Below are 25,120 nucleotides of genomic sequence, written 5' to 3'. Positions count from 1 at the left end.
CTGTGCGTACCGCCCCGGGGGCGCGACCGCCGGGCCGGCACCCCCGGGCGGGGGTGCCGGCGTCGGGGGTCAGCGGGCGGGCAGGTTCCGGTCCAGGGCCAGGTTGAGTTCCAGCACGTTCACCGCGGGGGCGCCCATGAAGCCGAGCGTCCGCCCGGTGGTGTGCTCCCGGACCAGCCGCCGCACCACCGCCGGGTCCGCGCCCCGCTCCCGCGCCACCCGGGCCACCTGGATCTCGGCGTACGCGGGGCTGATGTGCGGGTCGAGGCCGCTGCCGCTGGCGGTGACCGCGTCGGCGGGGACGGCGGGATGCTCCGGCGCATCCCCCCGGACCGGGGTGACCAGCCCACCGGCGGCCCGGTAGTCCTCCCCGGGCTCCGCCAGCTCCACCGGCACCCCCTGCCAGGAGGCGACGAACGGGGTGGCCGGGGCGGTCTGGTTGACGCTGACCACCCGGGTGATCCGGCCGGTCAGCCCGTCGGCGCGGAACACCGCGAGCACCGCGCCCACCCCGTCGGGCGTGCAGTACGGCCGCCGCCCGTCGACGCCTTCGAGCAGGCCGACCGCCCGGCTGCGCGCGCAGACCTGGCTGAGCAGGCTCCGGGTCGACTGCTGCGGGTCGGCGGCGAGGGTGTCCAGCACGCTCTCCGGGCCGAGGTTCGAGGCGGCGGAGGCGGTCGGGTCGTAGCCGTCGCCAGCCGCCGACGGGCGGGACTGGAAGTAACGCGGGACGGGGTTGCCGTCGGCGTCGGTGAAGGACTGCCCGATCAGGGCGCTGCCGACGGTCCGGCCGTCCACGGTCAGCAGCGATCCGTCGGCCTTCGCGTCGAGGCCGGGGAGCCGGCCGGCGGCGACCAGGGCGAGCGGGTAGGCGACGCCGAGCAGCACGGTGAACACGAGCAGGGCACGCAGGGCGGCGAGGTGTTGGGCGAGCCAGGTGGGTAGGCGCATCACGAGATCCCCGGGACGTACTGGATGAGCAGGTCGATGAGCTTGATGCCGACGAACGGCGCGACGAGGCCGCCGACGCCGTAGATCAGCAGGTTGCGGCCGAGCAGCGTCGACGCGGCGGCCGGCCGGTACCGCACGCCGCGCAGGGCCAGCGGGATGAGCGCGACGATGACCAGGGCGTTGAAGATCACCGCGGCGAGGATCGCCGACTCGGGGCTGCCCAGCCGCATCACGTTGAGCCGGTCCAGGCCCGGGTAGATGCCGGCGAACATGGCCGGGATGATCGCGAAGTACTTCGCCACGTCGTTGGCGATGCTGAAGGTGGTCAACGCGCCCCGGGTGATCAGCAACTGCTTGCCGATCTCGACGATCTCGATCAGCTTCGTCGGGTCGGAGTCCAGGTCGACCATGTTGCCGGCCTCCTTCGCCGCCGACGTGCCGGTGTTCATGGCGACGCCGACGTCGGCCTGGGCCAGGGCGGGGGCGTCGTTGGTGCCGTCCCCGGTCATCGCGACCAGCCGGCCGCCCTCCTGCTCCCGGCGGATCAGGGCGAGCTTGTCCTCCGGGGTGGCCTCGGCGAGGAAGTCGTCCACCCCGGCCTCGTCCGCGATCGCCTTCGCGGTACGCGGGTTGTCGCCGGTGATCATCACGGTCCGGATGCCCATCCGGCGCAGTTCGGCGAACCGCTCCCGCATCCCGGCCTTCACCACGTCCTTGAGGTGGATGACGCCGAGCGCGCGGGCCGGTTCCCCGGCGACGTGTTCGGCCACCACCAGCGGGGTGCCGCCGTGTCCGCTGATCCCGTCGACGATCCGGTCGACCCCGGTGCCCGGCTCGCCGCCGTGCTCCCGTACCCAGGTCAGCACCGCCGTCGCCGCGCCCTTGCGGACCTTCCGGGCCGGCGCGTCCGGGGGCGTCAGGTCGACGCCGCTCATCCGGGTCTGCGCGGTGAACGGCACGAAGTCGGCGTACGGCAGCGGATCCGGCTCCGGCGTGCCCAGGTCGAACTCCCGCGTGGCCAGCGACACCACCGACCGCCCCTCGGGCGTCTCGTCGGCGAGGCTGGACAGCCGCGCGGCGGCGGCCACCTCGTCGGCGGTGACCCCCTCGACCGGCAGGAACGCGGTGGCCTGTCGATTGCCCAGGGTGATCGTGCCGGTCTTGTCGAGCAGCAGGGTGCTGACGTCCCCCGCCGCCTCCACCGCCCGGCCGCTCATCGCCAGCACGTTGCGCTGCACGAGGCGGTCCATGCCGGCGATGCCGATCGCCGACAGCAGCGCCCCGATGGTGGTGGGGATCAGGCAGACCAGCAGGGACACCAGCACCACCCCGGTCACCCCGGTGCCGGTGACCGCCCCGGTGTCGGGGGCGGCGGCCTGCCAGCCCTTGGCGGAGATCGCCAACGGTTGGAGGGTGACCACGGCCAGCAGGAAGATCAGGGTGAGCGCGGCGAGCAGGATGTTCAGCGCGATCTCGTTCGGTGTCTTCTGCCGGTCGGCCCCCTCGACCAGGGCGATCATCCGGTCGATGAAGCTCTCCCCCGGCCGCTGGGTGATCCGCACGACGATCCGGTCGGAGAGCACCCGGGTGCCGCCGGTGACGGCGCTGCGGTCGCCGCCGGACTCCCGGATCACCGGGGCGGACTCCCCGGTGATCGCGGACTCGTCGACGCTGGCGATGCCCTCGACGACGTCGCCGTCGCCGGGGATGATCCCGCCGGCGTCGACCAGGACGACGTCCCCCTGCCGCAGCTGCGGCGCCGGCACCGCCTCGTCGGTGTACGCGTCGGCGGGCGCGCCCGGGGTCCAGCCGACCAGCCGGGTGGCGACGGTGTCCTGCCGGGCCCGGCGCAGCGTGGCGGCCTGCGCCTTGCCCCGGCCCTCGGCGACCGCCTCGGCGAGGTTGGCGAAGATCACGGTGAGCCAGAGCCAGCCGGTGATCGCCCAGCCGAACACCGACGGGTCGGTGACCGCCAGGACGGTGGTGAAGGCCGCGCCGATCGCCACGATCAGCAGCACCGGGCTGCGCCACAGGGTGCGCGGGTCGAGTTTGCGCAGCGCCCCGGGCAGGGACCTGACCAGCTGCCGGGGGTCGAGCAGGCCGCCACCGGCCCGGGGGGCGGGGGTGTCGACGGCGGGGGTGTCGACGGCCGGCCGGTCGTCGTCGGTGGTCACGGACGCGACGGACATGTCCTCGTTCCTCATGCGGGTCACAGCCCTTCGGCCAGCGGGCCGAGCGCGAGCGCGGGCAGGAAGGTGAGCGCCACCAGGATCACCGTGACGCCGACGACCATTCCGACGAAGAGTGGTCGGTGCGTCGGCAGGGTGCCCTCGGAGGCGGGGACGGGTGCCTGGCGGGCGAGCGAGCCGGCCAGGGCGAGCACGAAGATGATCGGCAGGAACCGGCCGAGCAGCATGCACAACCCGAGCGCGGTGTTCCACCACGCGGTGTTCACGGTGATCCCGGCGAACGCCGAGCCGTTGTTGTTGCTCGCCGAGGTGAACGCGTAGAGCACCTCGGTCAGGCCGTGCGGGCCGGTGTTCAACGCGGTCGCGTCGTTGCCGGTGGCGAAGGCGGTGGCGGTGCCGATCAGCACCAGGGCCGGGGTGACCAGGAAGTACAGCGAGGCGAACGTGATCTCCCGGGTGCCGATCTTCTTACCCAGGTACTCCGGGGTCCGGCCGACCATCAGCCCGGCGACGAACACCGTGATCACCGCGAGGACCAGCAGCCCGTACAGGCCGGCGCCGACGCCGCCGGGGGCGACCTCGCCGAGCATCATGTTGCCCAGCGTCATCATCCCGCCCAGCGCCGTGTACGAGTCGTGGAACGAGTTCACCGCGCCGGTCGACGTCAGCGTGGTGACGGCCCCGAACGTCGCCGAGTCCGACACGTCGAAGCGGACCTCCTTGCCCTCCAGCGCCGCGCCGACCGCCTGCGGCACGGTGCCCTGCCCGGCCAGCTCGAACCCGGTGGTGAGGGCGACGCTGCCGAGCGCCAGGACGGCCATCACCGCGACGACGGCGTAGCCCTGCCGCTGCTGGCCGACCATCCGGCCGAGGACCCGGGGCAGGCTGAACGGGATCAGCAGGATCAGGAACAGCTCGATCCAGTTCGTCCAGGCGGTGGGGTTCTCGAACGGGTGGGCGCTGTTGGCGTTGTAGAAGCCGCCGCCGTTGGTGCCCAGCTCCTTGATCACCTCCTGGCCGGCCACCGGCCCGCCGGGGAGGCTCTGGCCGCCGCCGGTCAGGGTGGTCACGTCGGTGCCGGCGGAGAGGTTCTGCACCACGCCGCCGAGCATCAGCACCAGCGCGCCGAGCACCGCGACCGGCAGCAGCACCCGCAGCACGATCCGCACCAGGTCGACCCAGAAGTTGCCCACCTCGCCGGTGCGGCTGCGGGCGAAGCCCCGGATCAGGGCCACCGCCACGGCGATGCCCACCGCGGCGGAGACGAAGTTCTGCACCGCCAGCCCGGCCATCTGCACCAGGTGCCCCATGGTCGACTCGCCCGAGTACCACTGCCAGTTCGTGTTGGTCACGAAGGACACGGCGGTGTTCCAGGCCCCGTGCGGGACCACCGGGTCGAAGCCCAGCGACAGCCACAGGTGGTCCTGCCACCGCTGGAGGGCGTAGAGGAACAGGACCGAGACGGCGGAGAAGGCCAGCACGCTGCGGGCGTAGACGCCCCACGACTGCCCGGCGGCCGGGTTCACCCCGACCAGCCGGAACACCCCGCGCTCCACCCGGGACTGACGGGTGCCGGCGACCGACCGGTACAGGTGGTCACCGACCGGGCGGTACGCGACGGCGAGCGCCACCACCAGGGACACCACGAAAACGACGCCGGCTGTCCTCGTGGTCATCAGAAACGCTCCGGGAACAGCAGCGCGACGACCATGAACACACCCAGACCGATCGCCAGCACCAGGCCGACGGCGTTGACGGCGTTCACCGCTTCTCCACGCCCCTCACCACGAGGGTGAGCGCCGCGAACAGCACCACCGTCACCAGCACGAACACCACGTCAGACACGCGGACTCCCCCAACCGGACGGGTACGCGTGACCGCCTCCCGGCCACGCCGGGCAATCACAACGCGCTGTCGTCCGACCGGACAGGGGCCATAACGCGACCGTGACGGGGGGCCACGGTTTCTTGACGCGTTCTTCACGCCGGCCGCCCGACCGGTGACGGGGGTCACGGTGGCGCCGGTCCACGTCCCGCTACGGGACGGGCGGGGTCAGCGGCGGATGACCCGCCGGATCGACTCGGGCACCCGGCGGGCCACCGCCCGCCGCAGCCGGAAACGCAGGCTGCCCAGGTACGGCACGGAGACCGGCCGGGCCCCGTCGGCCGCGCAGCGGAACGCCACCGGGAGTACGGCGTCCTCGGTCCAGCCGCAGCAGGTGACCCGGGCCTTGAGGTCCCAGGTGCCCCTGCTCCGGCCGCCGTTGAGCGCCCCGACGTCGAGGCGGGCGGTGCCCCGCTGGACCAGTCGCAGCATGCCGTCGGCCGCCGGGACCAGCTCGACGGTGCCGGTGACCGGCACGAAGAACTCCTCCCGGGTGTCCCGCCGCCGGGCGATCACGTCGAGCTTGGACTGCTTGATCCGGGTGGTGGCGTCCCGCAGGTCGGCCGGGACGTCGTCCACCGGCACCACCAGCAGCCGCTGCTCGCCGTCGGCGGTGAGGGTGAGCGGCCGGTCGCCGAAGGACAGCTCGGCGGTGAGCGTGACGGTCAGGGTGGTGGCGTCCCGCTCGACCCGCTGCACGGTGGGCACGGCCCGGACGGCCGCCTCCCACTCGGCGAGCCGGCGCAGGTCCGGGGTGCGTCCCTGCTCGATGAGCCGGGTGATGATCCGTTGCAGCGGCGGCAGACCGGCGGCGACGCCCGGGGCGAACCGGTCCCGGATCGTCCGCTGCGCCTCGCCGACCAGCTGGTCCACCCAGTCGGCGGGCGCGTCGAGCAGCCGCCGGCCGCGCAACCGGGACACCATCTCGTTGCGCAGCCACCGCCGGTGCAGCCGGTCACGCAGCGGGCCGGGCTCGGTGTGCGCGTCGACGATGTCGAGCGCCTCGCGCAGGTTGACGAAGTAGCCGGCGGGCTCCAGCGCGGTGGCCGTGACGTTGCCGGCGTCGACCCGCCGCTGGTGGTGGTAGCAGACGTAGTCGGCCAGCACGCAGGTGCGCCGGGACAGGAAGAAGGCCCGGGTGACGAAGACGTGGTCCTCCAGCCGACGCTTGCCCTCGGGGAAGCGCAGGTCGTGCTCGACGAGGAAGGAGCGCCGGAACAGCTTGTGCGCGGTGAGGCTGTCGATCAGGGGCGAGTTCTCCAGGGTGGCGTCGAACCGGTTGCGCCGGAACAGCTCGCGCGGCACCGAGCGGCGGTGCCCGGCCATCTTGCCGACCACCAGGTCGGCGTCGTGCCCGGTGGCACAGGCGTACAGGCGTTCCAGCGCCTCCTCGCCGAACCAGTCGTCGTCGTCGGCGAAGAAGACGTACTCGCCCCGGGCGTGCTCGACGCCGAGGTTGCGGGGGCGCGACGGCCAGCCGGAGTTGTCGATGTGCAGCACCCGGAAGTGCGGGTGGGCGGCGGCCAGCTCGTCGAGGCGGGCACCGGTCGAGTCGGTCGAGCCGTCGTCGACGAACATGACCTCGAACTCACCGGCGGGCAGCGACTGGCCCAGCAACGAGGTGACGAGCTTCTCGATGTGCGGTCCGGAGTTGTACGCCGGGACCACGACGGTCACCTTGGGGGTCTTTGTACTGGCGGTCATGGCTCTTCCTGAGGCGGTCCGCGAGCCGGCGCGGGGATGCGCCCAACCGTGCGGACGGGCACCCGTTAGCGGGGCGTTCCGTCGCCGACATGGCCCGTTCAGTTTGCGGACTTTACGCGACCGCAAGGGCTGACGCAGGCCCCGAATCGGATGATTTCTGCGATCCCCGGCGGGACGCCGGAACCCCACCCGTCCCCGCCTGGCACACCACCCTGGACAGTGGCCCGAAGCACACCCCGCCGGGCGCCGGAGGCGGGCCGACGGGGCTCCTGCCCCGGGCCGCCCAGGGGTCGTCGAACCGGGCCGACGCGAGGGGCCGTACGGCGGGTGGCATGCGACGAATCCCCGACAGCCGGGGCTGGCATAGCTGACCGCTACGTAGGGTAAACCGGGATCATGGCACAGCTTCTCACCTCGCCGCCCCCGCCGCAGGCCACCGAGTTGCGACGGTGGGAACTGGCCGATCCCGCCGACCTGCGTACCCTGCGCGCCTCCCTGCACGAGGCCCTCACCGGTGAGCGGCTCCTCGACGGTCAACGGATGGACGAGGTCCCCGAGTTGGTCGTCCTGGTTGCCACCGAACTCGCCACGAATGCCCTCAAGCATGGCATTCCGCCGACTATCGTCCGGTTACTGACCGTCGACGACTCGCTCATCCTCGACGTGGCCGACCACGACCTCAGCAGCATCCCCGAGCTGGCCGACACCCGCCCGATGGGGGCCGGGGGCCGGGGACTCCAGATCGCCATGGCCGTCTCGCTGAAGGTCGGCTGGTACGCCACCGACCGCACCAAGAACATCTGGGCGTCCTTCCCCCGCCGTTGAGCGGACGGGACGCGAAGCAACGGGGCCGATGATGCGCCTTCGCCCGCCCGGGACAGCGCAACATCGGCCCACCTGAGCCGATCAACGCCCGCCCGGAGGCCGGGTCAGCCGTCGGAGGGGATCGGGTCGTCGTACTCGCCGGCCGGGCCGGTGAGCAGGCTGCCGCCCACCATCGGCCAGGCGTTCGGGCGGCAGCCGTGCAGGCCGAGGGTCTGCTGCTGCATCACCGGCGCCGGCCCGCCCGCCGCCGGACACCGTTCGTGCCCCCGGCCCAGCCGGTGCCCCACCTCGTGGTTGAGCACGTACGCCCGGTAGGTGCCGAGGTCGCCCCGGAAGTCCGGCACGCCCCGGGCCCAGCGCGCCACGTTGACCACCACCCGGTCGCCGTTGCGGCAGGAGGTGTACCGGTCGGAGGTGTCCCCGCACAGCTCACCCCGGGTGACCGGGGTGGTCAGCAGCACGGTGAAGTCGGCCGGGGTGTCGCCGCCGACCCGTTGCAGCCGCCACCGGCCGTCGGCGGTCCAGCCCCGGCGGTCGGCGAGCACCATCGCCACCTCCCGACCGAACCGCTCCGGGTCGACGTCGTCGATGCCGCCCTCCACCGCCACCCGGTAGCGCAGCAGCTGCCCGCCGCGCCCGGCCACCGCACCCTGGGCGGTAGCCGTCCGCCAGGTGCCGGTCCCCCGCTGCGGATAACGCAGCGCCGCCGGGGCGGGCGCGGCGGCGGGAGGCGCGGCGGAGGAGAGCGGGGCGGGCGCCTGCTCCCCGGGCGGCACCGGCGGCACCGCCGCGTTGGCCGGCCGCAGCGGTTCCCGCCGTACGTCGCCGACGAGGGCGCCCAGGTCGATGCCCTGCCGCTGGGTCACCACCGCGCCGCCGGCGACCAGCCCGGCCACCACCAGCACCGCCGTCAGGACGCCGGCCGGGGTCACGCCCCGGCGTCGCCCCCGGTGCCGGCCACGGTCGACGGACTCGCTCACCGTCAGGGTGCTCACCGTTCGCCTCCCCGTCCAACCGGATACCACTCCGGGCAGGAGTACGGGCACGGGCGGCGAACGGATGAGTGCCGGGGAGGGGCAATCCGGGCCCGGGTACCGTTGCCGGGCAGACACTCCCGACGATCCGGACACCATCCGGCCGTCGTCCCCCGAGGAAGGACCACAGGTGCCGGACGCCGACGCCCTCATCACCGCCGCCGTCGCGGCGGTGCGCGGCACCGACGTACGTAACGCGGAGCGGGAGCTGGACCGGCTGGTGGTCGGCAGCGCCCCGGCGCGGCCCGGCGGCGACGGCGGCCGGGGTGCCACGGACGCCGCCGACGGGCCGGCGGCGGTGGACGCCGCGCTGCTACGCCGGCTCGTCACCGCCGTGCACCGGTTGTGGCCCCAGGGCTGGCAGCCGGCCGACGTGGCCCGGATCGTGGCCCGCCGGCTCGGCGCGCGCCCCGGCCGGCTGGTCGTCGACGCCCTCGCCGCCGACCGGGCGGCACAGCCCGGCCCGGTGCCGCAGTGGTGGGACGACCAGTTGACCGACCTGGACGCCCGGGTCCGCTGGGACGACGACGCGGGCTGGCTGGGCGGGTGGGCGGCCCGCGAGGGCACGGACCGGATCGCCGCCCTGCGGGACGCGGTCGAGGTGCTGGCGCTGTTGGCCGGCCTGCCGCCGGTCGCGGTGCTGCGCCCACCGCCCGGCGGCGGCGGTGCCGCGACGGTGACCGGGCCGCGCGGGCCGTCCGGCTCCCGCGTCCTCGACCGGGTACGGGCGCTGCTGGCCAAGGCGGAGTCCACCACCTTCCCCGCCGAGGCGGAGGCGTTCACCGGGAAGGCGCAGGAGTTGATCGCCCGGCACAGCCTGGAGCGGGCGCTCGTCGAGTCGACGGCCGCCCACCCGGACCAGCCCGGCGGGGTCCGGATCAGCACCGACGCCCCCTACGCGGGCGCGAAGGCGCTGCTGGTGCAGGAGGTGGCGGCGGCGAACCGGTGCGAGTCGGTCTGGTCCGACGATCTCGGTTTCGCCACCGTGCTCGGCTTCCCGGCCGATCTGGAGGCCGTCGAACTGCTGCACACCTCGCTGCTGGTGCAGGCCACCGCCGCGATGCTGCGCGGCCGGCGGGAGCGGCGCGGCGGCGGCCGGCGGACCAAAGCGTACGACGAGGCTTTCCTGCACGCCTTCGCCCTGCGCATCGGTGAGCGGCTGCGGGCCGCGACCGACGCGGCGGACCGGCAGGCGACGCAGGACGCCGGGGCGGACCGGCTGCTGCCGGTGCTCGCGGCCCGCTCCGGTGCGGTACGGGAACGGATGGACACCCTCTTCCCCGGGGTCACCCGGGCCCGGCTGACCGTGCGGGACGCCGAGGGCTGGCAGTCCGGCACCTCGGCCGCCGACCGGGCCTCGCTCGCCGGCAGCGCGCCGCCGTCACGCCCGCTGCCCGGTCGACGCTGAGCCGTAACGGTCGACGCCGGGCCGTACCGGTCGACGCCGGGCCGTGGCGCCGGCTCAGACGTGGCAGTCGCGGGTGAGCCGGGGCGGGATGTCGACGAAGTCGGTGCCCATCCAGCTCGCCGGGCTCTTGGCCGCCGCCCCGGCGTCGATCTTCGTGGCGGTCTCCTCGACCAGCTTCTTGATCCGGTCGTCCTGCGCCTTGCGGGCCTGCGCGCGGACGTCGTCGGCGAGCCGGCTCAGCCGCCCCTTGAGCTTGCCGTTGAGCTGTTCCGGGGTGAGTTCCTCCCGGGTGGCGTCGGCCGAGTCGGCGGTGATCTGCCGGCTGCCGTCGATGATCAACTGATCGACGGCCCGGCAGACCTGGGCGGTGTTCGCGGCGGTGCCGGTGGTCGGCGCGGTGCTCTCCGGGGCGGTGGTGGCCGTCGCCTCCGGCGTGGGCTCTCCGGTGGTGGCGGTGGCCGACGGGCCGGGGGCGGCGTCGGTGCCGGCCTCCCCGTCCGAGCAGCCGGTGGCGAGGACGGCGAGGACGGCGAGGGTGAGTGCGGTGGCGGAGCGGCGATGCATCGACTTTCCCCGTTCGGTGTGACGGCCGTACCGCGACACGATGCCGCACGACCGGGCGGGAAATCGAATCGGCGGGCACCGGCGGGCCCGGACACGCGTCACGCCGGCCCGACGGGGTCGGTCCGGCGTGACGGTTGCGCGGCTCAGCTCTTGAAGGCGTCCTTGACCTTCTCGGCGGCCTGCTTGAGGCTGGACTTGGCCTGGTCGTTGCGGCCCTCGGCCTCAAGGCGCTCGTTGTCGGTCGCCCGGCCGACGCCTTCCTTGATCTTGCCGGCGGTGTTCTCGGTCGTGTTGCCGATCTTGTCGTCGAACCCCATGAGAGCCTCCCGAATAAAGCATTTCTTCCAACGCCACCCAGATACCCCCACCTCCCCTCCCCAAAACACAGCCGCCACCGGCCCCAGCCCGTTGATCAAGAGGTTTGCGTCACCAGCGAGCCGGCGGGTGACGCAAACCTCTTGATCAACGCGGCTGTCCGGGGTGGGGGGTGGCGGTGGAGAAGCGGCGCAGACGGAGGCTGTTGGCCACCACGAATACCGACGAGAAGGCCATCGCCGCCCCCGCGATCATTGGGTTGAGCAGCCCGGCGGCGGCCAGCGGGAGGGCGGCCACGTTGTAGGCGAACGCCCAGAACAGATTCCCCTTGATCACCGCGAGGGTGCGCCGGGAGAGCCGGATCGCGTCCACCGCGGCGGTCAGGTCACCCCGGACCAGGGTCAGGTCGGACGCCTCGATCGCCACGTCGGTGCCGGTGCCCATGGCCAGCCCCAGGTCGGCCTGGGCCAGGGCGGCGGCGTCGTTGATCCCGTCGCCGACCATGGCGACGGTGTGGCCCTGCGCCTGGAGCCGGCGTACCACGTCGACCTTGTCGGTCGGCAGCACCTCGGCGGTGACCTGGTCGATGCCGACCTCGGCGGCCACCGCCTGCGCGACTGTCGCGTTGTCCCCGGTGAGCAGCACCGGGGTCAGGCCCAGCTCGCGCAGGCCGGCGACCGCCGCCCGGCTGGTGGGTCGGACCACGTCGGCGACCGCGAGGACGCCCCGGGCCCGCCCGGCCCAGCCCGCCACCACCGCCGTACGCCCGGCGGCCTCCGCCTCGGCCACCGCCCGGACCACCTCCTCCGGTACGTCCAGACCCCGTTCGCGCAGCAGCCTCGGCCGCCCGACGACGAGGTCGTGGCCGTCGACGGTGCCGGTGACGCCGAGCCCCTCGGTGGCGGCGAACCGGGTGACCGGGGGCAGTTCCCCGGCCCCGACGGCACCGGCCGCCACGGCGCGGGCGATCGGGTGCTCCGAGCCGGCCTCCACCGCTCCGGCGAGCCGGAGCAGCTCGGCCCGGTCCTGCCCCGCGACGGGGCGGACGTCGACCAGGGTCATCCGGCCGGTGGTGACCGTGCCGGTCTTGTCCAGCACCACGGTGTCGACCTGCCGGGTGGACTCCAGCACCTCCGGCCCCTTGATCAGGATGCCGAGCTGGGCGCCGCGCCCGGTGCCGACCAGCAGCGCGGTCGGGGTGGCCAGGCCGAGCGCACACGGACAGGCGATGATCAGCACGGCCACCGCGGCGGTGAAGGCGGCGGTCGGGCCGGCACCCGCGCCCAGCCACCAGCCCAGCGTGCCGACGGCCAGCGCGATGACGACCGGCACGAAGACCCCGGAGATCCGGTCGGCGAGCCGCTGCACGGCGGCCTTGCCGGTCTGCGCCGCCTCGACCAGCCGGGCCATCTGGGCGAGCTGGGTGTCCGCACCGACCCGGGTGGCGGTGACGACCAGCCGGCCACCCGCGTTGACGGTGGCACCGGCCACCTGGTCGCCGGGCCCGACCTCGACCGGCACCGACTCGCCGGTGAGCATGCTGGCGTCGACCGCCGAGGTGCCCTCGTCGACCCGCCCGTCGGTGGCGATCTTCTCCCCGGGTCGGACCACGAACCGGTCGCCCACGACGAGCTGGTCGACCGGAACCCTGGTCTCCGTGCCGCCCCGCAGCACGGCGACGTCCCGCGCGCCGAGTTCGAGCAGGGTGCGCAGGGCCGCCCCGGCGGTCCGCTTGGACCGGGCCTCGAAGTAGCGGCCGGCCAGCAGGAACACGGTCACCCCGGCGGCGGTCTCCAGGTAGATGTTGCCGCCCCCGTCGGTGCGGACGACGTCCAGCCGGAACGGGTGGGTCATCCCGGGCATCCCGGCGTCGCCGAGGAAGAGCGCCCAGAGCGACCAGCCGAACGCGGCCAGGGTGCCGAGCGACACCAGGGTGTCCATGGTCGCCGCGCCGTGCCGCAGGTTGGTCCAGGCGGCCCGGTGGAACGGCAGCCCGCCGTACGCGACCACCGGGGCGGCCAGGGTCAGCGACAGCCACTGCCAGTAGGTGAACTGCCAGGCAGGCACCATCGCCAGCACGATCACCGGCAGGGTGAGCAGGGCCGACACCCGCAGCCGGGTCCGCAGGGCGTCCAGTTCGTCGACCGGCGCGCCGGCCGGTTCCGTCCCGGCGGGGGCGGGCGGCGGGGGGACGACGGCGGTGTAGCCGGTCTTCTCGACGGTGGAGATCAGGTCGTCCGGGGTGACCCCGTCGGGGTACCGGACGGTGGCCTTCTCGGTGGCGTAGTTGACGCTCGCCTCGACGCCGTCGAGCCGGTTGAGCTTCTTCTCGATCCGGGCGGCGCAGGAGGCGCAGGTCATCCCGCCGATGGCCAGTTCGATCAGGTGGGGGGCGGTGGGCGGGTTCTGGGTGGTCGGGGTCATCGCGGCACCTCCGGTCAACCGTGGGTGTGACCGGCCCCGCCGGTGCCGGTGACGGTCGGCGTCGGGTCGGTGGTGGGCTCGGGGACGACGGGGCTACGGGCGGGTTCCGGGGTGTGCGCGGGGTCGTGGCGGGTCTCGGCGGGCGGGGTGACGGGGCCGGTCAGCTGGCCGACCCCGTACGCCGCGCCGAACACCACCGCGAGGGCGAGGGCGAAGCCGCCCAGCCTGGTCGGTGTGTTCACGCCCCGGACCGTCACGCCTCGACGAGGTCGTAGCCGGCCTCGTCGACGGCGGCCCGTACGGACGCGGTGTCCAGCGGGCCGTCGCTGGTGACGGCGACCCGGCCGGAGGCCAGGTCGACCTGGACGTCGGTGACGCCGTCGAGGGCACCCACCTCGGCGCTCACCGCGCTGACGCAGTGCCCGCAGGTCATGCCCGTCACCTGGTAGTTCGTGATCATGCGGCTCTCCCCTCCACTCGTCCAACATACCCCCCAGGGGTACGTCGCCCTGCGACCGTAGCATACCCCCCGGGGGTAAGCTATCGTGGTCGACATGACCACACCGAGCACCCCGGTCCGGGGCTACACCGCCAGCAAGGACCAGCTGCTCGCGCGGCTGCGCCGCGTGGAGGGGCAGGTCCGGGGCATCGAGAAGATGGTCGACGACGACCGGTACTGCATCGACGTGCTCACCCAGATCTCCGCCGTGCAGGCCGCCCTGGACAAGGTCGCCCTCGGGCTGCTCGACGGCCACGCCCGGCACTGCATGCACGAGGGGGCCGCCGAGGGCCGGGCCGACGAGATGGCCGCCGAGATGATGGCCGCCGTCGGCCGCCTGATGAAACGCGGCTGACCGCCCCGGCGACGCGGGCGGACCGGTCGGGACCGGCCCGCCCGCGCACGGGTCAGAGCCGGGCGAGGATCTTCCGCATGGTGTCGATCTCGCCCTGCTGGGTGGCGACGATCTGCTGCGCCATGGCCCGCGCCCCGGCGTGCCGACCGTCCGCCAACTCCTGCCGGGCCATGGTGATCGCCCCCTCGTGGTGGGCGATCATCATGGTGAGGAAGCGGCGGTCGAAGTCCCGACCGGTCGCCCCCTCCAGCCGGGCCAGGTCGGCGTCGGACATCATCCCCGGCATGCCGTGGTCCATCCCGGGCAGGTGACCGCCGGCCGGGCTGCCGGACGGGACGGGTCGACCCCAGGCGGTGAGCCACCCGGTCATGGTGGCGATCTCCGGGGCCTGGGCGGCGCGGATCTGTCCGGCCAGCCGGGTGACCTCCGGATCTTCGGCCCGGCTCCCGGCCAGCTCCGACATCCGTACCGCCTGCTGGTGGTGCGGGATCATCATCTGGGCGAACGTCACGTCGGCCGGGTCGACCCCGGCGGACGCGGAGGCGGCCGGGGCGGCGCCCGCGGCCGGGCGGCCGTGGCCGCCGTCGGTGGAATGGTCGCCGCCGCAGCCGGACAGGGCGACGACGGTGCTGAGGGCGACGCCGGCCAGGACGGCACGGCGCGCACGACGACGAGTGGACACGAGCGGACCTTTCGGTACGACGGACAAGGACACTGGACGCGGCGGAGCCGCGCGTCGGGGCGTCCTATCTGCGCAGTACCGACACCGTGGCGAGGCGGAGCCCGAGCGGGCGGGGTGGCGGCGCGCGCGGCTCCCGGGGCCGCGACGGCGGACGGGACACCCCGGCCGGCCTGGTACGCACCGCGAAGAGCAGCACCAGCACCGTCACGGTGAGCGCGCCGAGCACCGCCAGGCAGACGCCCCACGCCGTCGACGGACTGTCGGACGACCCGCCGGGCAGCGCCGCCGCGCACCCGTGGACGCATCCCCCGACGACCGGCACCGGCTCACGCGGCAACGACCGGTCGGCCGGGGCGTCGTGCCCGGCGGTGGACCGGTGCGGGCCGCCCGTCGCGGTGTCGTGGCCGGCGGGGTGACCGCCGCCCAGGTGTGCGTCGTGGCCGAGGGTGTGCATCGCGGAGAGCCCCAGCAACGTGCCGACGAGCAGGAGCAGCCGCAACCACCGCCCGGTCGTCGTCGCCGTACCCGCCCGCCGCACGGCTCCACGCTAGCCGTCCCGGCCGCCCGGCGGGCCGGTACGGGTCACCGGGCGTCGAGGCGTACCCGGCGCAGCAGTTGGGCGTTGAGCGCCACCACGATCGTGGACGCGGACATCAGGATCGCGCCGACCGCCGGGCCGAGCGTGATCCCCGCCCCGGCCAGCACCCCGGCGGCCAGCGGCAACGCCACCACGTTGTAACCGGCCGCCCAGGCCAGGTTCTGGAGCATCTTCCGGTACGCCGCCCGGGACAGCCGCAGCACACCGGCCACCCCGCGCGGGTCGGACGAGGCGAGCACCACCCCGGCCGACTCGACCGCCACGTCGGTGCCCGCGCCGATGGCGATCCCGACGTCGGCCCTGGCCAGGGCCGGGGCGTCGTTCACCCCGTCACCGACCACCGCCACCCGCAGCCCGCGCCGCTGCAACCCGGCCACCTGCCGGTCCTTGTCGGCCGGGAGCACCTCGGCGAACACCTCGTCCACCCCGGGTCGGAAGCCCAGGTCGGCGGCGACCGCCTCGGCCACCGGCCGGGCGTCCCCGGTGATCATCGCGATCGTCCGGACGCCCTCGGCCCGCAGCGCGTCGACCGCCTCCCGTGCCTCCGGTCGCACCTGGTCGGCGAGGGCGAGCAGGCCGACCACGGTGTCGGGCAGGCGCACCAGGTACAGCACCACCGCCGCCCGGCCGGTCCACTCCCGCTGCGCCGCCGCCAGTTCGCCGGGCAGCTCCCGGCCCAGGTCGCGCAGTAGCGCCGGACCGCCGACGGCGTAGCCCGTGCCGTCGATCCCGGCGCGGACGCCCCGGCCGGGCAGCGCGCGGAACCCGGTGGCCGTACGCGGTCCGCCCCGGTCGGCGGCGGCGGTCACGATCGCGCGGGCCAGCGGGTGTTCGCTGGCGGCCTCCACGCCGGCCGCGAGCCGCAGCACGTCGTCCCCGTCGGTGCCGTCGGCGGCGGCCACCCCGACCAGCACGTGCTCGCCCCGGGTGAGGGTGCCGGTCTTGTCGAAGAGCACGGCGTCGACGGTCCGCATCCGCTCCAGCGCCAACCGGTCGCGTACCAGCACCCCGGAGCGGGCCGCGAGGGCGGTGGAGAGCGCGACCACCAGCGGGATCGCCAGGCCCAGGGCGTGCGGGCAGGCGATCACCAGCACGGTGACGGCCCGCACCACCGCCTGGTCCGGCTCGCCGAGCGCGGTCCAGACCAGCGCGGTCACCACGGCGGTGCCGGTGGCGACGTAGAACAGCCAGCCGGCGAAGCGGTCGGCGAGCGCCTGCGCCCGCCCGCCGGACCGCTGCGCCTGGGCGACCAGGCGGCGGATGCCGGCCAGTGTGGTCGCCTCACCGACCGCCTCGATGCGCACCCGGACGGGTTGGTCGGTGGCGACGGTGCCGGCCACCACCCGGTCGCCGGTCGACCGGGGCACCGGCCGGGACTCGCCGGTGACCATCGACTCGTTTAGTTCGGCGACGCCGGCCACGATCCGTCCGTCGGCGGGCACCCGACCGCCGGGGCGGACCAGCACCACGTCGCCCTCGCGCAGCCCGGTCACCGGCACCCGTTCGACGACGTCGTCCGCGCCGACCCGTTCGGCGTCGTCGGGGAGCAGCGCGGCCAGCGCGTCGAGCGCCCCCCGGGCCTGGCCGATCGCCTTCGTCTCCTGCCAGTGACCGAGCAGCATGATCGTCACCAGCGCCGCCAGCTCCCACCAGAAGTCCAGGTCGAAGACACCGAGGAAGGTCAGGACCGAGGCGGCGTACGCGACGCTGATCGCCATCGCGACCAGCAGCATCATGCCCGGCGTGCGGGCGCGGGCCTCCCGGACGGCCCCGGTCAGGAACGGCCGGCCGCCCCACCAGAAGACCACCGAGCCGAGCACCGGCCCGACCAGGGACCGGCCGGGGAACTCCAGCGGGTGGCCGGCCCAGGCCAGCACCATCCGGTCGGTCGCCACCACCGGCAGGGTCAGCGCCAGGCAGACCAGGAACCGATGCCGGAACGTCGCCGGGTCGTGGTCGGCGTGACCGGGTGGCCCCGGGTGGCCGGGGTGCGGGCTGGCCGCCGGGGCCGGCCGGTGCTGGTCCATGACCTCCACCCTCCCCCCTCGACCTACCGTGGGCAGGGCGAACCGGGCGGGAGGGCCGGGGTGGTGGCTACCATCGTCCGACGATGACCCGCCGTCCGTGGATGAACCGGTTGGCCGGCTGACACGTATCCCGTCCCGGATCGTTGGGAGAACTCGCACACATGGGCGCCGACCACACCCGTCCCGCTCCGTCCACCCCGCCGCGGGTGCGGCGGCTCCTCGTCATGACGGTGGTGCCGCTCATCGTGGTCACGGTGATCGCCACGCTGGTGCTCTGGCCCGGCGAGACCCCGAAGATCGACCAGGGCGACCAGGTGCCCCGCCACCACGGCACGGTGACCCGGGTGGTGACCGAGCCGTGCCCGCCCGCCCCGCAGACCCCCGACGGCCCCTCCGGGGTGGCCGACGGGCCGTGCGGGACGGTGACGGTCGCCGTCGAGCAGGGGCCGGACGCGGGCCGTGAGGTGCAGACGCCGGTGCCGTCCGGGCCGGGGGCGCCGACGGTGGCGGTCGGCGACGAGGTGGTGCTCGTCGCGTTGGCCGACCCGAGCGATCCGTCGGTGAGCAGCTACCACATCGCCGAGCACCAGCGGGGCATGCCGCTGCTCTGGCTGGTCGCCCTGTTCGCGGCGGCGATCGTGGCGTTCGGCCGGTTGCGCGGGCTGGCCGCCCTGGCCGGCCTCGGGGCCAGCTTCGCCATCCTGCTGACCTTCGTGGTGCCGGGCATCTCCGCCGGGGGCGCGCCGCTGCCGATCGCGGTCACCGGCGCCGCGCTGATCATGTTCGTGGTGCTGTACCTGACCCACGGGATCACCGCGCAGACCTCGGTGGCGGTGCTGGGCACGCTGGGCAGCCTGGTGCTGACCGGCGTCCTGGGCACGCTGGCCACCGCCGCCACCCACCTGACCGGGTACGGCAGCGAGGAGGCCACCACGCTGTCGATGTACCAACGCGACGTGGACCTGCACGGCCTGCTGCTGGCCGGGATCATCATCGGGTCGCTCGGGGTCCTGGACGACGTCACGGTCACCCAGTCGGCCACCGTCACCGAACTGGCGCACGCCAACCCGGGGCTGTCCCGGTTGCAGCTCTACCGGGCGGCCACCCGGGTCGGCCGGGCGCACATCGCGTCCACGGTCAACACGATCGTGCTGGCGTACGCGGGCGCGTCGCTGCCGCTGCTGCTCCTGCTCACCGCCGACAGCCGCCCGGTGGGCCAGATCCTCACCAGCGAGTTCCTGGCCCAGGAGATCGTCCGCAGCGCGGTGGCGACCCTCGGGCTGGTGGCGGCGGTGCCGCTGACCACGGGGTTGGCCGCGCTGGTGGTGACCGCCGGGCGGGGGCCGGCCGACGCCGGTACGGTCGGACCGCCGCCCACCCCACGTCCCGCCCCCGACCGTGCCGAGGCGCTGGAGGCGTTGAGCGCGCCCCGGCACGGTGAACCGTCCACCCCGGCCCCCGCACGGTGGCCAGACCCGGAAAGGAGCACGGACGCCGCATGGTGACACTGCGCTGCGTGACCGGAGGCGAGGTCGCGGCTGTCGGCCGCGTCACTGATTACCCCTCGCTATCGGGAAAATACGCATTTGGTCGGGTTGCGGGCGTAGATCCCCGGTACGACTCTCGGGTAACCTCGCTGCCGGTCACCGCCGAAGGCGCCCACCGGCGCCAGCGGTGCCACCGCCCAATCGCCGTACGGCGAGCCGGGGAACCGAGCACCCGGGGTGAATCCGCGCCAGCGGTAGGGGCCACTTCCGTCCCGAACCCGTCAGCTAACCCGGTCGGCGGTCGACGGAAGGGAAAACTGTGACGGCACCCCTACGCCGCTGGCTGACGCCGGCAGTGGCCGTACTCGCCGCCCTGGCGATCGTCGCCGGACCGGCCGCCGCCCCCGCGACGGCCGCGCCCAACGCGCCCACCCCCTCGGGGCACGAGGAGGACGACGAGCCGAAGCTCCTCACCGACGTCATCGAGGCCACCAACCGGGAGTACTCGGCGGCGAAGAACCGGCTGGAGAAGTCCAAGAAGCGTCAGCTCCAGCTCGCCATCGAGGTGGAGAAGGCGGAGCAGGAACTGGCCGCGCTGGCCCCCCAGGTCACCGAGATCGCCGCCCAGTCGTACCGGACGGGTCGGGTCGGCGCGGTCGCCGCGCTGCTGGAGAGCGACGCGCCGGACGCCTTCGTCCGCCGGGCCGCCGCCCTGGACGAGCTGAACATGGTCAACGCCGGCAAGCTGGCCGAGGTCAACGAGGCCAAGAGCCGGGCCGAGAACGCCAAGCTCGCCCTCGACGCCGAGGTACGCGAGCAGCAGAAGCAGACCAACCTGATGGCCAAGAAGAAGACCGAGGCCGACAAGGCGCTGGCCCTCGTCGGCGGCCGGGGCTTCACCGGTGGCCTGGTCGACGCGACGTCCCCGGTGGCCCGCATCGCCCCCGGCCAGACCGCCAACGGCGAGTGGCGCGGCGAGTCGTGCAGCGAGAACGACCCGACCACGTCCGGCTGCGTCACGCCGCGCACGCTGCACATGTACAAGGAGGTCAAGCGGGCCGGCTTCAACCGGTTCGTCGGCTGCTACCGCCCCGGTGGGCCGTGGGAGCACCCCAAGGGCAAGGCGTGCGACTGGTCGTTGCAGAAGAGCGGGTTCAGCCCGTGGCACAACAACGACACCCGGATGTACGGCAACAACCTCGCCGCGTTCCTGATCCGCAACTCGGACCGGCTGGGCATCTACTACGTGATCTGGAACCGGCAGATCTGGTTCCCGGCCAACGGCTGGAGTTCGTACTCGGGGCCGTCCAACCACACCGACCACGTGCACGTGTCTCTGCTGTAGCGGGGTGATCAGCCTCATCGGGGCCGATGATGCGGTGTCCGGCGTCCCGGATCCGCATCATCGACCCCAGTGGGGTCAGCGAGCGACGACGAAGGCCGCCCGGCTGGACCGGGCGGCCTTCGTCGTGCGTGGGGCGGCTCAGCCGGGGACGGCCGCCGGCTCGCCCGCCGGGGCGGGGTCGACACCCGTCGGCGCGGCGGGCCCGGGCACCGCGACGGCGGACGCCTGGGCGGTGGGTTCCTCGGCCGGGGCCACCTGGTGGACCTCACCGGCGGCGAGCCGGTAGGACATGCCGACCACCGCGCACCGGCCGGCCGCCACCTCGGCGGCGATCACCGGGGAGTTGCCGAGCAGCACCTCGACGGTCTGCGCGATGTGGATGTCGACGATCCCGTCGATGTCGTGCACCCCCTGCTGGGCCGCGCGACGCAGGCTCGGCCCGACGGCGGCGACGACCGAGTAGAGGTGCCCCGGGGGCTGGGTGCCGGTACGGGCCGTGTCCCGGGCCGCCTGCACGGCACCGCAGGAGTCGTGCCCGAGGACCACCACCAGCGGGGTGCCGAGCACCGTCACCGCGTACTCGACGCTGCCGAGCACCTCGGGCCCGGCGGTGTGCCCGGCGGTCCGGACCACGAAGAGGTCACCGAGACCCCGGTCAAAGATGATCTCGGCGGCGAGCCGGGAGTCGGAGCAGCCGACGATGACGGCGAAGGGATGCTGGCCGTCGGCGACGGCGGTGCGGTGCCCGGCGTCCTGGTTGGGATGGCGGGGTGCCCCGGCGACGAAACGCCGGTTGCCGGCCTGCAACTCGGCCAGCGCCTGGGTCGGAGTGATCGGGGCCATTGCCTCACCTCGGTCCGGAATCGCACCTGGTCACGCCGGCCGGCGGCGACGACGGCCGTGTCCCCACGGTCACACGCAGCTAAAGGTACGTCAAGATTTCGTGATACACGTTTCAGGCATCGGTCGGCGCGGTGTCGACGGCGTGTCGAACCCGGGCGCGCACCGGCTCGGCGGGCGACCCACCGGGCCCGATCCCACCGACCGGGCGCGACCGTCGGGGCGGCCGACGACGGGTCTCCCAGGAACGGGCCATACGATGACCATCATGGCGACAGGCGGCACCGGGAGCACCCGGAACTGGACGTTCCTCACCAACCACGGTCACGTGCTGCTCGCCATCGCCCGCAACCCCACCGCCCGGCTCCGGGACGTCGCCGACGAGGTCGGGGTGACCGAACGGGCCGCCCAGGCGATCGTCGCCGACCTGGAAGCCGGCGGCTACCTGCGGCGGACCCGGGTCGGCCGGCGCAACGAGTACACGCTCAACCCGAGCGGTCACTTCCGGCACCCCGCCGAGGCCGACCGCCAGGTCGGCGACCTGCTCGCCCTCTTCACCCCCGACCCGGCCGAGCCCGACGCCTGAGCCGCCGGCCCGGCAGGTACGCCGACGGCCCGCCCCGGTGGGGACGGGCCGTCGCGGGGTGGGTGTTCAGCAGAAGCTGCCGGCTCCGCCACCACCGTCCTGCCGGGTGGTCCGGAAGTCGCACAGGTCGTAGCCGTTGGCGGTGAGCGCCGCCTTCGCCGCCGCCGTCTGCGCCCCGGTCAGCGCCGGCTCCCGGGAGAGGACGAAACCGCTGCTGCGGTCCGGGTCGCCGACGACCGCCCACCGGTAGTCGGGGTCGAGCCCGATCACCACGTAGTTCGGCCCGCCCAGGTAGATCCACCTACCGCCGAGCTTGAGGAAGGACACGGTCAACGCCGAGTCGGCCGGCGGGTTCTCGCTACGGGCCCGCCCGGTGACCGCGCTGGTGGTGCCGATGATGGTGCGGCAGGTGTTGCGGACCCCGATGGTGCCGTCGGGCTGGACGTCGTACCGCGCCGCGACGTTCTTGTAGCACTGGATCTCGAAGATCGCCGGGATGGCGGCGACCTGGTACCAGTCGCCCGCGTAACGCTCGACGTCGACGTCGGCCACCGGGGTGAGCGGTCCGGTGTCGACGGCGGTCGGCGCGGCCTGCGCCGGTACGGCGGTGGCCAGCACCGCCGCGATGGCGACCGCGACGGCCGCAACGACCTGACGGCGTACTCCCATGGTGTCTCCTCCGGTCTGTCGGTCCGGCGCGGCGGGGGCGTCGCGCCGTCGGCGGAATTGCCCGGACCCACCGGCCGGAAACTGTCGGCATTCTCATCACCGTCGATGCATCCAGGCGCAGGTCAGCGGCCGTATCCCTGGTGGGAGCGGTCCGTCCACACGGCACACCGTGGCCCGACTCACTCGTCCGGTCGGGCCACCGCCGCTGCGCGGACGGCCGGTCGGGGATAGGTTGGACGGGTGATCCGCGCAGCCTCCACCCCGCCCGTCTGGGTGTCGAGGCTGCGCGACCTGACCCGGCTGGCGGTCACCGCGCTGGTGCTCGCCGTCGGCCTCGGCGGGTTCCTCGCCGTCACCGGCGGCCCGGCCGCCGCTGCCGCCCGACCGTCCGTGGTGACCTCGCGGGTGGCGACGCTGCCCGCCGACGCCCGGCCGGCCGGCGACCGGGCCGACACCCGGCCCGGCGACGAGCGGCCCGACGACGGGTCCCTCCGGCCCCAGCCGCCGACGCCCGCCGACGGTGCCGCCGCCCGGCCCGTCGCGCCGGCCGCCGGGGCGACGCCGGACCCGGCCCGGGACGCCACCGGCCGGCGCGGCCCGCCCCGGAGCTGAGCCGCGCGGCACCTGCGCCGCCCGTCCGGCCACGACCGGCCCACCGCCGGCCGCGAACCGATCCCGGTCGGTCCGGCGGCGATCCGATCCGGCCGATCCGATCCGGCCGATCCGGTCCGGTCCGGGCAGATCCGGTCCGGTCCCTCCGTCGCAGGACGTGTCGCGCACCGCCCCCGCCCGCTGCCGGGCCACCGTCCGTCCACATCGTTGTCCACCGTGAGGTGTTGGTGATGCAGACCGTCTTCTCCGCCGTCCTGCCCGATGTCCCCGCCGCCGCCGCGATCTGGCTGATCCTGCTCGCCCTCGCCGCCGTCGCCGTCGCGGCCCTGGTGGTCCGGCCCGGCCGGCTCCGGCTGGCGGTGGCCGGCCGGTTCCGCGACGCCGCCCTGCCCGACGACCCGGAACGGGCCGAGCTGGACCGGGAGCACACCCGGTACGCCGAGGAGGTCGCCGTGGCGGCCGACCGGGCCGGCACCACGGCGAGCCGGCTGCGGGCCGGGTGGCTCGCCACCCAGGAGGAGGTCGAGTCGGCCTGGACGGCGCTGGAGGCGGCGGAGGCGCACCTGCGCCGGCTCGCCGCCGCTGCGGTCATGCCCCTGCCGCACACCGGCCAGACCCCCGCCGAGTACGCCGACCGGGAACGCTGGCTGCACCGGGCCGCCGAGGAGGCGCACCGGAGGGGTGAGCTGTCGGACGCCCAACTCGACGACGTCCTCGCCCACCGGGCCGGCTGGGACCCGCGCCGGCACCCGGTCGAGCAGGAACTGGTGCTGCGCCGCGCGACCCGGGACCACCTGGCGGCCCGGCACCGAGCGGCGGTCGCCCGGGAGCAGGCGGCCTGGCGGGCCGCCGACCTGGCCGGCGCGGCGGCCCGCAGCCTGCGCGACGAGGCGTTCGCCGCGCGCGAGCGCCGCCCGGAGCGGGCCGAGTCGGTGCTGCCGATGCCGGAGGCACCCCGCCCGGCGACGGACACCACCCGGGAGAACCCGGTCGTGGCGCGCGGTCGGGCCGCCGTCGCCGCCTACTGACCCGCCCCCGCCCCGGCGACGGACGGCGGCGCGGCGCGCCCCCGGACTTCGGCGCGGCGGGCGGCGCTGGACTAGCGTTGCGGGCATGTCCCGGGAGATGTGGGCGCTCGTCGTCGTCGGTGTGATCCTGGCGCTGGCGACGCTGGTCGGCGCGGTCCTGCTGGCGGTACGGGTGGTCCGCACCCGACGGCTGCTCGGCACGCTCGGCGTGAGCGGCAAGGTGGCGTTCTACGGCGCGCTGATCTACACGATCTGCCCGGTCGACCTCCTGCCCGACCCGATCTACCTGGACGACATGGGTGTGCTGGCCGGGGCGTTGATCTACCTGACCCGGCTGGCCCACCGTCGCCGGGCCGCCGGTCGCGGCCTGCCCGGCCAGCCCGGTCGGACGGGTGTCCCGCCCGGTCCGGGCCAGCCCCGCCAGATCGTGCCATGATCGGGGCCGGGCCGGGGCCACGCCGGCCCTGGGACGGGGGACGGACATGGCCGGCAGGCATCGGTTGGACCCGTACGACGAACGGGTCCTCACGTTCTGCCGCGAGCGGCACCTGGCCACGCTGACCACCCTGCGGCCCGACGGCACGCCGCACGTCGTACCGGTCGGGCTGACCTACGATCCGGCGGCCGGGCTGGCCCGGGTGATCACGTCCGCCGGTTCGACCAAGGCCCGGTACGTCGCCGCCGCCGGTGCGACGGGGGTCCCGGTGGCGGCCTGTCACCTCGACGGCCGCTGGTGGCTGACCGTCGAGGGCCGGGCGGTGCTGCGGACCGACGCCGCCGCGGTGGCCGAGGCCGAGCGCCGGTACGCCGAGCGCTACCGCCCGCCGCGCCCGAACCCGGAGCGGGTGGTCATCGAGATCGGGGTGACCCGCCTGCTCGGCTCCCTCCCGCCGCTCACGTCCGAACAGGAACGACCGGCGCGACAGGAACGACCGACGTGACAGGAACGACCGACGTGACAGGGCCGACCGGCGCGTGACGGGCGGGCCGCCGACACCGCCGGCTGACGGGCGGGGTCGACGGGTGGCGGTTCATCGACGGTGATGGGTTCGGGTCGCCGGCGGTGGGTACAGGCCCCGCCAGGAGCCGATCCG

General features: G+C 74.6%; 26 protein-coding genes and 1 riboswitch. Of the genes, 10 read left to right on the top strand and 16 right to left on the bottom strand.

Annotated features, from left to right (window positions below; genetic code table 11):
• Nucleotides 1–69 precede the first annotated feature (69 nt).
• From FJK98_RS03095 to FJK98_RS03075, 5 genes are all read right to left on the bottom strand, one after another.
• A complete protein-coding gene (locus tag FJK98_RS03095; protein WP_145917666.1) occupies nt 70–951 on the bottom strand; it encodes a potassium-transporting ATPase subunit C in 882 nt (293 codons plus the stop codon).
• Nucleotides 951–3,140 (bottom strand): potassium-transporting ATPase subunit KdpB, encoded by a 2,190-nt coding sequence (kdpB, locus tag FJK98_RS03090; protein WP_145917665.1) that lies wholly within the window; start codon nt 3,138–3,140, stop codon nt 951–953. The genes FJK98_RS03095 and kdpB overlap by 1 nt, the downstream gene beginning before the upstream one ends.
• Nucleotides 3,141–3,160: 20 nt before the next feature.
• Nucleotides 3,161–4,816, bottom strand: a complete 1,656-nt coding sequence (kdpA, locus tag FJK98_RS03085) for a potassium-transporting ATPase subunit KdpA (protein WP_145917664.1) — start codon at nt 4,814–4,816, stop codon at nt 3,161–3,163.
• Entirely contained in the window at nt 4,816–4,905 is a 90-nt protein-coding gene (gene kdpF / locus FJK98_RS03080) for a K(+)-transporting ATPase subunit F (protein WP_067312053.1), read from the bottom strand. Before kdpF ends, kdpA begins: the two co-directional genes overlap by 1 nt.
• A gap of 287 nt (nt 4,906–5,192) precedes the next feature.
• Entirely contained in the window at nt 5,193–6,728 is a 1,536-nt protein-coding gene (locus tag FJK98_RS03075) for a glycosyltransferase family A protein (RefSeq protein ID WP_145917663.1), read from the bottom strand.
• 396 nt (nt 6,729–7,124) lie between these two features.
• Here FJK98_RS03075 and FJK98_RS03070 point away from each other — a divergent pair, with 396 nt between their 5' ends.
• The gene (locus FJK98_RS03070; protein ID WP_145917662.1) at nt 7,125–7,553 is read left to right on the top strand and encodes an ATP-binding protein; all 429 of its coding nucleotides are present in this window, start codon (nt 7,125–7,127) and stop codon (nt 7,551–7,553) included.
• Between the two features lie 104 nt (nt 7,554–7,657).
• Here FJK98_RS03070 and FJK98_RS03065 read toward each other — a convergent pair whose 3' ends face one another.
• A complete protein-coding gene (locus FJK98_RS03065) occupies nt 7,658–8,548 on the bottom strand; it encodes a DUF3152 domain-containing protein (RefSeq protein WP_240762577.1) in 891 nt (296 codons plus the stop codon).
• 169 nt (nt 8,549–8,717) lie between these two features.
• On the opposite strand from FJK98_RS03065, the gene FJK98_RS03060 reads away from it, so the two are divergent.
• Nucleotides 8,718–9,995 (top strand): DUF2786 domain-containing protein, encoded by a 1,278-nt coding sequence (locus FJK98_RS03060; protein WP_145917660.1) that lies wholly within the window; start codon nt 8,718–8,720, stop codon nt 9,993–9,995.
• Nucleotides 9,996–10,049: 54 nt separating this feature from the next.
• Here FJK98_RS03060 and FJK98_RS03055 read toward each other — a convergent pair whose 3' ends face one another.
• From FJK98_RS03055 to FJK98_RS03035, 5 genes are all read right to left on the bottom strand, one after another.
• Nucleotides 10,050–10,559 (bottom strand): hypothetical protein, encoded by a 510-nt coding sequence (locus FJK98_RS03055; protein ID WP_145917659.1) that lies wholly within the window; start codon nt 10,557–10,559, stop codon nt 10,050–10,052.
• Nucleotides 10,560–10,702: 143 nt separating this feature from the next.
• Nucleotides 10,703–10,876 carry a CsbD family protein gene (locus FJK98_RS03050; RefSeq protein ID WP_088643694.1) on the bottom strand — a complete coding sequence of 58 codons (174 nt, stop codon included), beginning with the start codon at nt 10,874–10,876 and terminating at the stop codon, nt 10,703–10,705.
• 145 nt (nt 10,877–11,021) lie between these two features.
• Nucleotides 11,022–13,298: a cation-translocating P-type ATPase gene (locus tag FJK98_RS03045; protein WP_145917658.1), complete on the bottom strand. Its 2,277-nt coding sequence runs from the start codon at nt 13,296–13,298 to the stop codon at nt 11,022–11,024.
• A 14-nt stretch (nt 13,299–13,312) separates the two neighbouring features.
• Nucleotides 13,313–13,540 (bottom strand): hypothetical protein, encoded by a 228-nt coding sequence (locus FJK98_RS03040; RefSeq protein ID WP_145917657.1) that lies wholly within the window; start codon nt 13,538–13,540, stop codon nt 13,313–13,315.
• Nucleotides 13,541–13,551: 11 nt separating this feature from the next.
• Nucleotides 13,552–13,758: a heavy-metal-associated domain-containing protein gene (locus tag FJK98_RS03035; protein WP_088643691.1), complete on the bottom strand. Its 207-nt coding sequence runs from the start codon at nt 13,756–13,758 to the stop codon at nt 13,552–13,554.
• Nucleotides 13,759–13,852: 94 nt separating this feature from the next.
• Between FJK98_RS03035 and FJK98_RS03030 the strand changes: the two genes are divergently transcribed.
• Nucleotides 13,853–14,152 carry a metal-sensitive transcriptional regulator gene (locus FJK98_RS03030; protein ID WP_091244878.1) on the top strand — a complete coding sequence of 100 codons (300 nt, stop codon included), beginning with the start codon at nt 13,853–13,855 and terminating at the stop codon, nt 14,150–14,152.
• Between the two features lie 52 nt (nt 14,153–14,204).
• On the opposite strand, the gene FJK98_RS03025 is transcribed toward FJK98_RS03030, so the two are convergent.
• The 3 genes from FJK98_RS03025 to FJK98_RS03015 form a co-directional block, all read right to left on the bottom strand.
• The gene (locus FJK98_RS03025) at nt 14,205–14,834 is read right to left on the bottom strand and encodes a DUF305 domain-containing protein (RefSeq protein WP_145917656.1); all 630 of its coding nucleotides are present in this window, start codon (nt 14,832–14,834) and stop codon (nt 14,205–14,207) included.
• 64 nt (nt 14,835–14,898) lie between these two features.
• Nucleotides 14,899–15,372, bottom strand: coding sequence for a hypothetical protein (locus FJK98_RS03020; RefSeq protein WP_145917655.1), 474 nt, complete (start codon nt 15,370–15,372; stop codon nt 14,899–14,901).
• A 44-nt stretch (nt 15,373–15,416) separates the two neighbouring features.
• Nucleotides 15,417–17,459 (bottom strand): heavy metal translocating P-type ATPase, encoded by a 2,043-nt coding sequence (locus FJK98_RS03015; protein WP_145917654.1) that lies wholly within the window; start codon nt 17,457–17,459, stop codon nt 15,417–15,419.
• A 161-nt stretch (nt 17,460–17,620) separates the two neighbouring features.
• Between FJK98_RS03015 and FJK98_RS03010 the strand changes: the two genes are divergently transcribed.
• Both FJK98_RS03010 and FJK98_RS03005 read left to right on the top strand, forming a co-directional pair.
• Nucleotides 17,621–18,964: a YibE/F family protein gene (locus FJK98_RS03010; protein WP_145917653.1), complete on the top strand. Its 1,344-nt coding sequence runs from the start codon at nt 17,621–17,623 to the stop codon at nt 18,962–18,964.
• A 166-nt stretch (nt 18,965–19,130) separates the two neighbouring features.
• A riboswitch (cyclic di-AMP (ydaO/yuaA leader) is annotated at nt 19,131–19,262 on the top strand.
• Nucleotides 19,263–19,265: 3 nt separating this feature from the next.
• Nucleotides 19,266–20,291, top strand: coding sequence for a hypothetical protein (locus FJK98_RS03005; protein ID WP_145917652.1), 1,026 nt, complete (start codon nt 19,266–19,268; stop codon nt 20,289–20,291).
• A gap of 138 nt (nt 20,292–20,429) precedes the next feature.
• Here the strand turns inward: FJK98_RS03005 and FJK98_RS03000 are convergent, their stop codons facing one another.
• Nucleotides 20,430–21,134 (bottom strand): carbonic anhydrase, encoded by a 705-nt coding sequence (locus tag FJK98_RS03000; RefSeq protein WP_145917651.1) that lies wholly within the window; start codon nt 21,132–21,134, stop codon nt 20,430–20,432.
• 256 nt (nt 21,135–21,390) lie between these two features.
• Here FJK98_RS03000 and FJK98_RS02995 point away from each other — a divergent pair, with 256 nt between their 5' ends.
• Complete coding sequence (locus FJK98_RS02995; protein ID WP_370516991.1) at nt 21,391–21,717, top strand: helix-turn-helix transcriptional regulator; 327 nt, start codon at nt 21,391–21,393, stop codon at nt 21,715–21,717.
• Between the two features lie 66 nt (nt 21,718–21,783).
• Here the strand turns inward: FJK98_RS02995 and FJK98_RS02990 are convergent, their stop codons facing one another.
• On the bottom strand, nt 21,784–22,386 hold the full coding sequence (locus tag FJK98_RS02990) for a lipocalin family protein (protein ID WP_145917649.1): 603 nt from the start codon (nt 22,384–22,386) through the stop codon (nt 21,784–21,786).
• A 240-nt stretch (nt 22,387–22,626) separates the two neighbouring features.
• Here FJK98_RS02990 and FJK98_RS02985 point away from each other — a divergent pair, with 240 nt between their 5' ends.
• The 4 genes from FJK98_RS02985 (at nt 22,627) to FJK98_RS02970 (ending at nt 24,967) form a co-directional block, all read left to right on the top strand.
• A complete protein-coding gene (locus tag FJK98_RS02985; protein WP_145917648.1) occupies nt 22,627–22,998 on the top strand; it encodes a hypothetical protein in 372 nt (123 codons plus the stop codon).
• A gap of 230 nt (nt 22,999–23,228) precedes the next feature.
• Nucleotides 23,229–24,026, top strand: a complete 798-nt coding sequence (locus tag FJK98_RS02980; RefSeq protein WP_145917647.1) for a hypothetical protein — start codon at nt 23,229–23,231, stop codon at nt 24,024–24,026.
• An 85-nt stretch (nt 24,027–24,111) separates the two neighbouring features.
• Nucleotides 24,112–24,462: a YkvA family protein gene (locus tag FJK98_RS02975; protein WP_145917646.1), complete on the top strand. Its 351-nt coding sequence runs from the start codon at nt 24,112–24,114 to the stop codon at nt 24,460–24,462.
• Nucleotides 24,463–24,508: 46 nt separating this feature from the next.
• Complete coding sequence (locus tag FJK98_RS02970) at nt 24,509–24,967, top strand: TIGR03618 family F420-dependent PPOX class oxidoreductase (protein WP_145917645.1); 459 nt, start codon at nt 24,509–24,511, stop codon at nt 24,965–24,967.
• Nucleotides 24,968–25,120: the final 153 nt, after the last annotated feature.

Source organism: Micromonospora sp. HM134 (assembly GCF_007833915.1).
GTDB classification, from domain to species: Bacteria; Actinomycetota; Actinomycetes; order Mycobacteriales; family Micromonosporaceae; genus Micromonospora; species Micromonospora wenchangensis.
The sequence above is the reverse complement of the archived record's forward strand: the minus strand, read 5'-3'. Positions and strand labels throughout refer to the sequence as shown.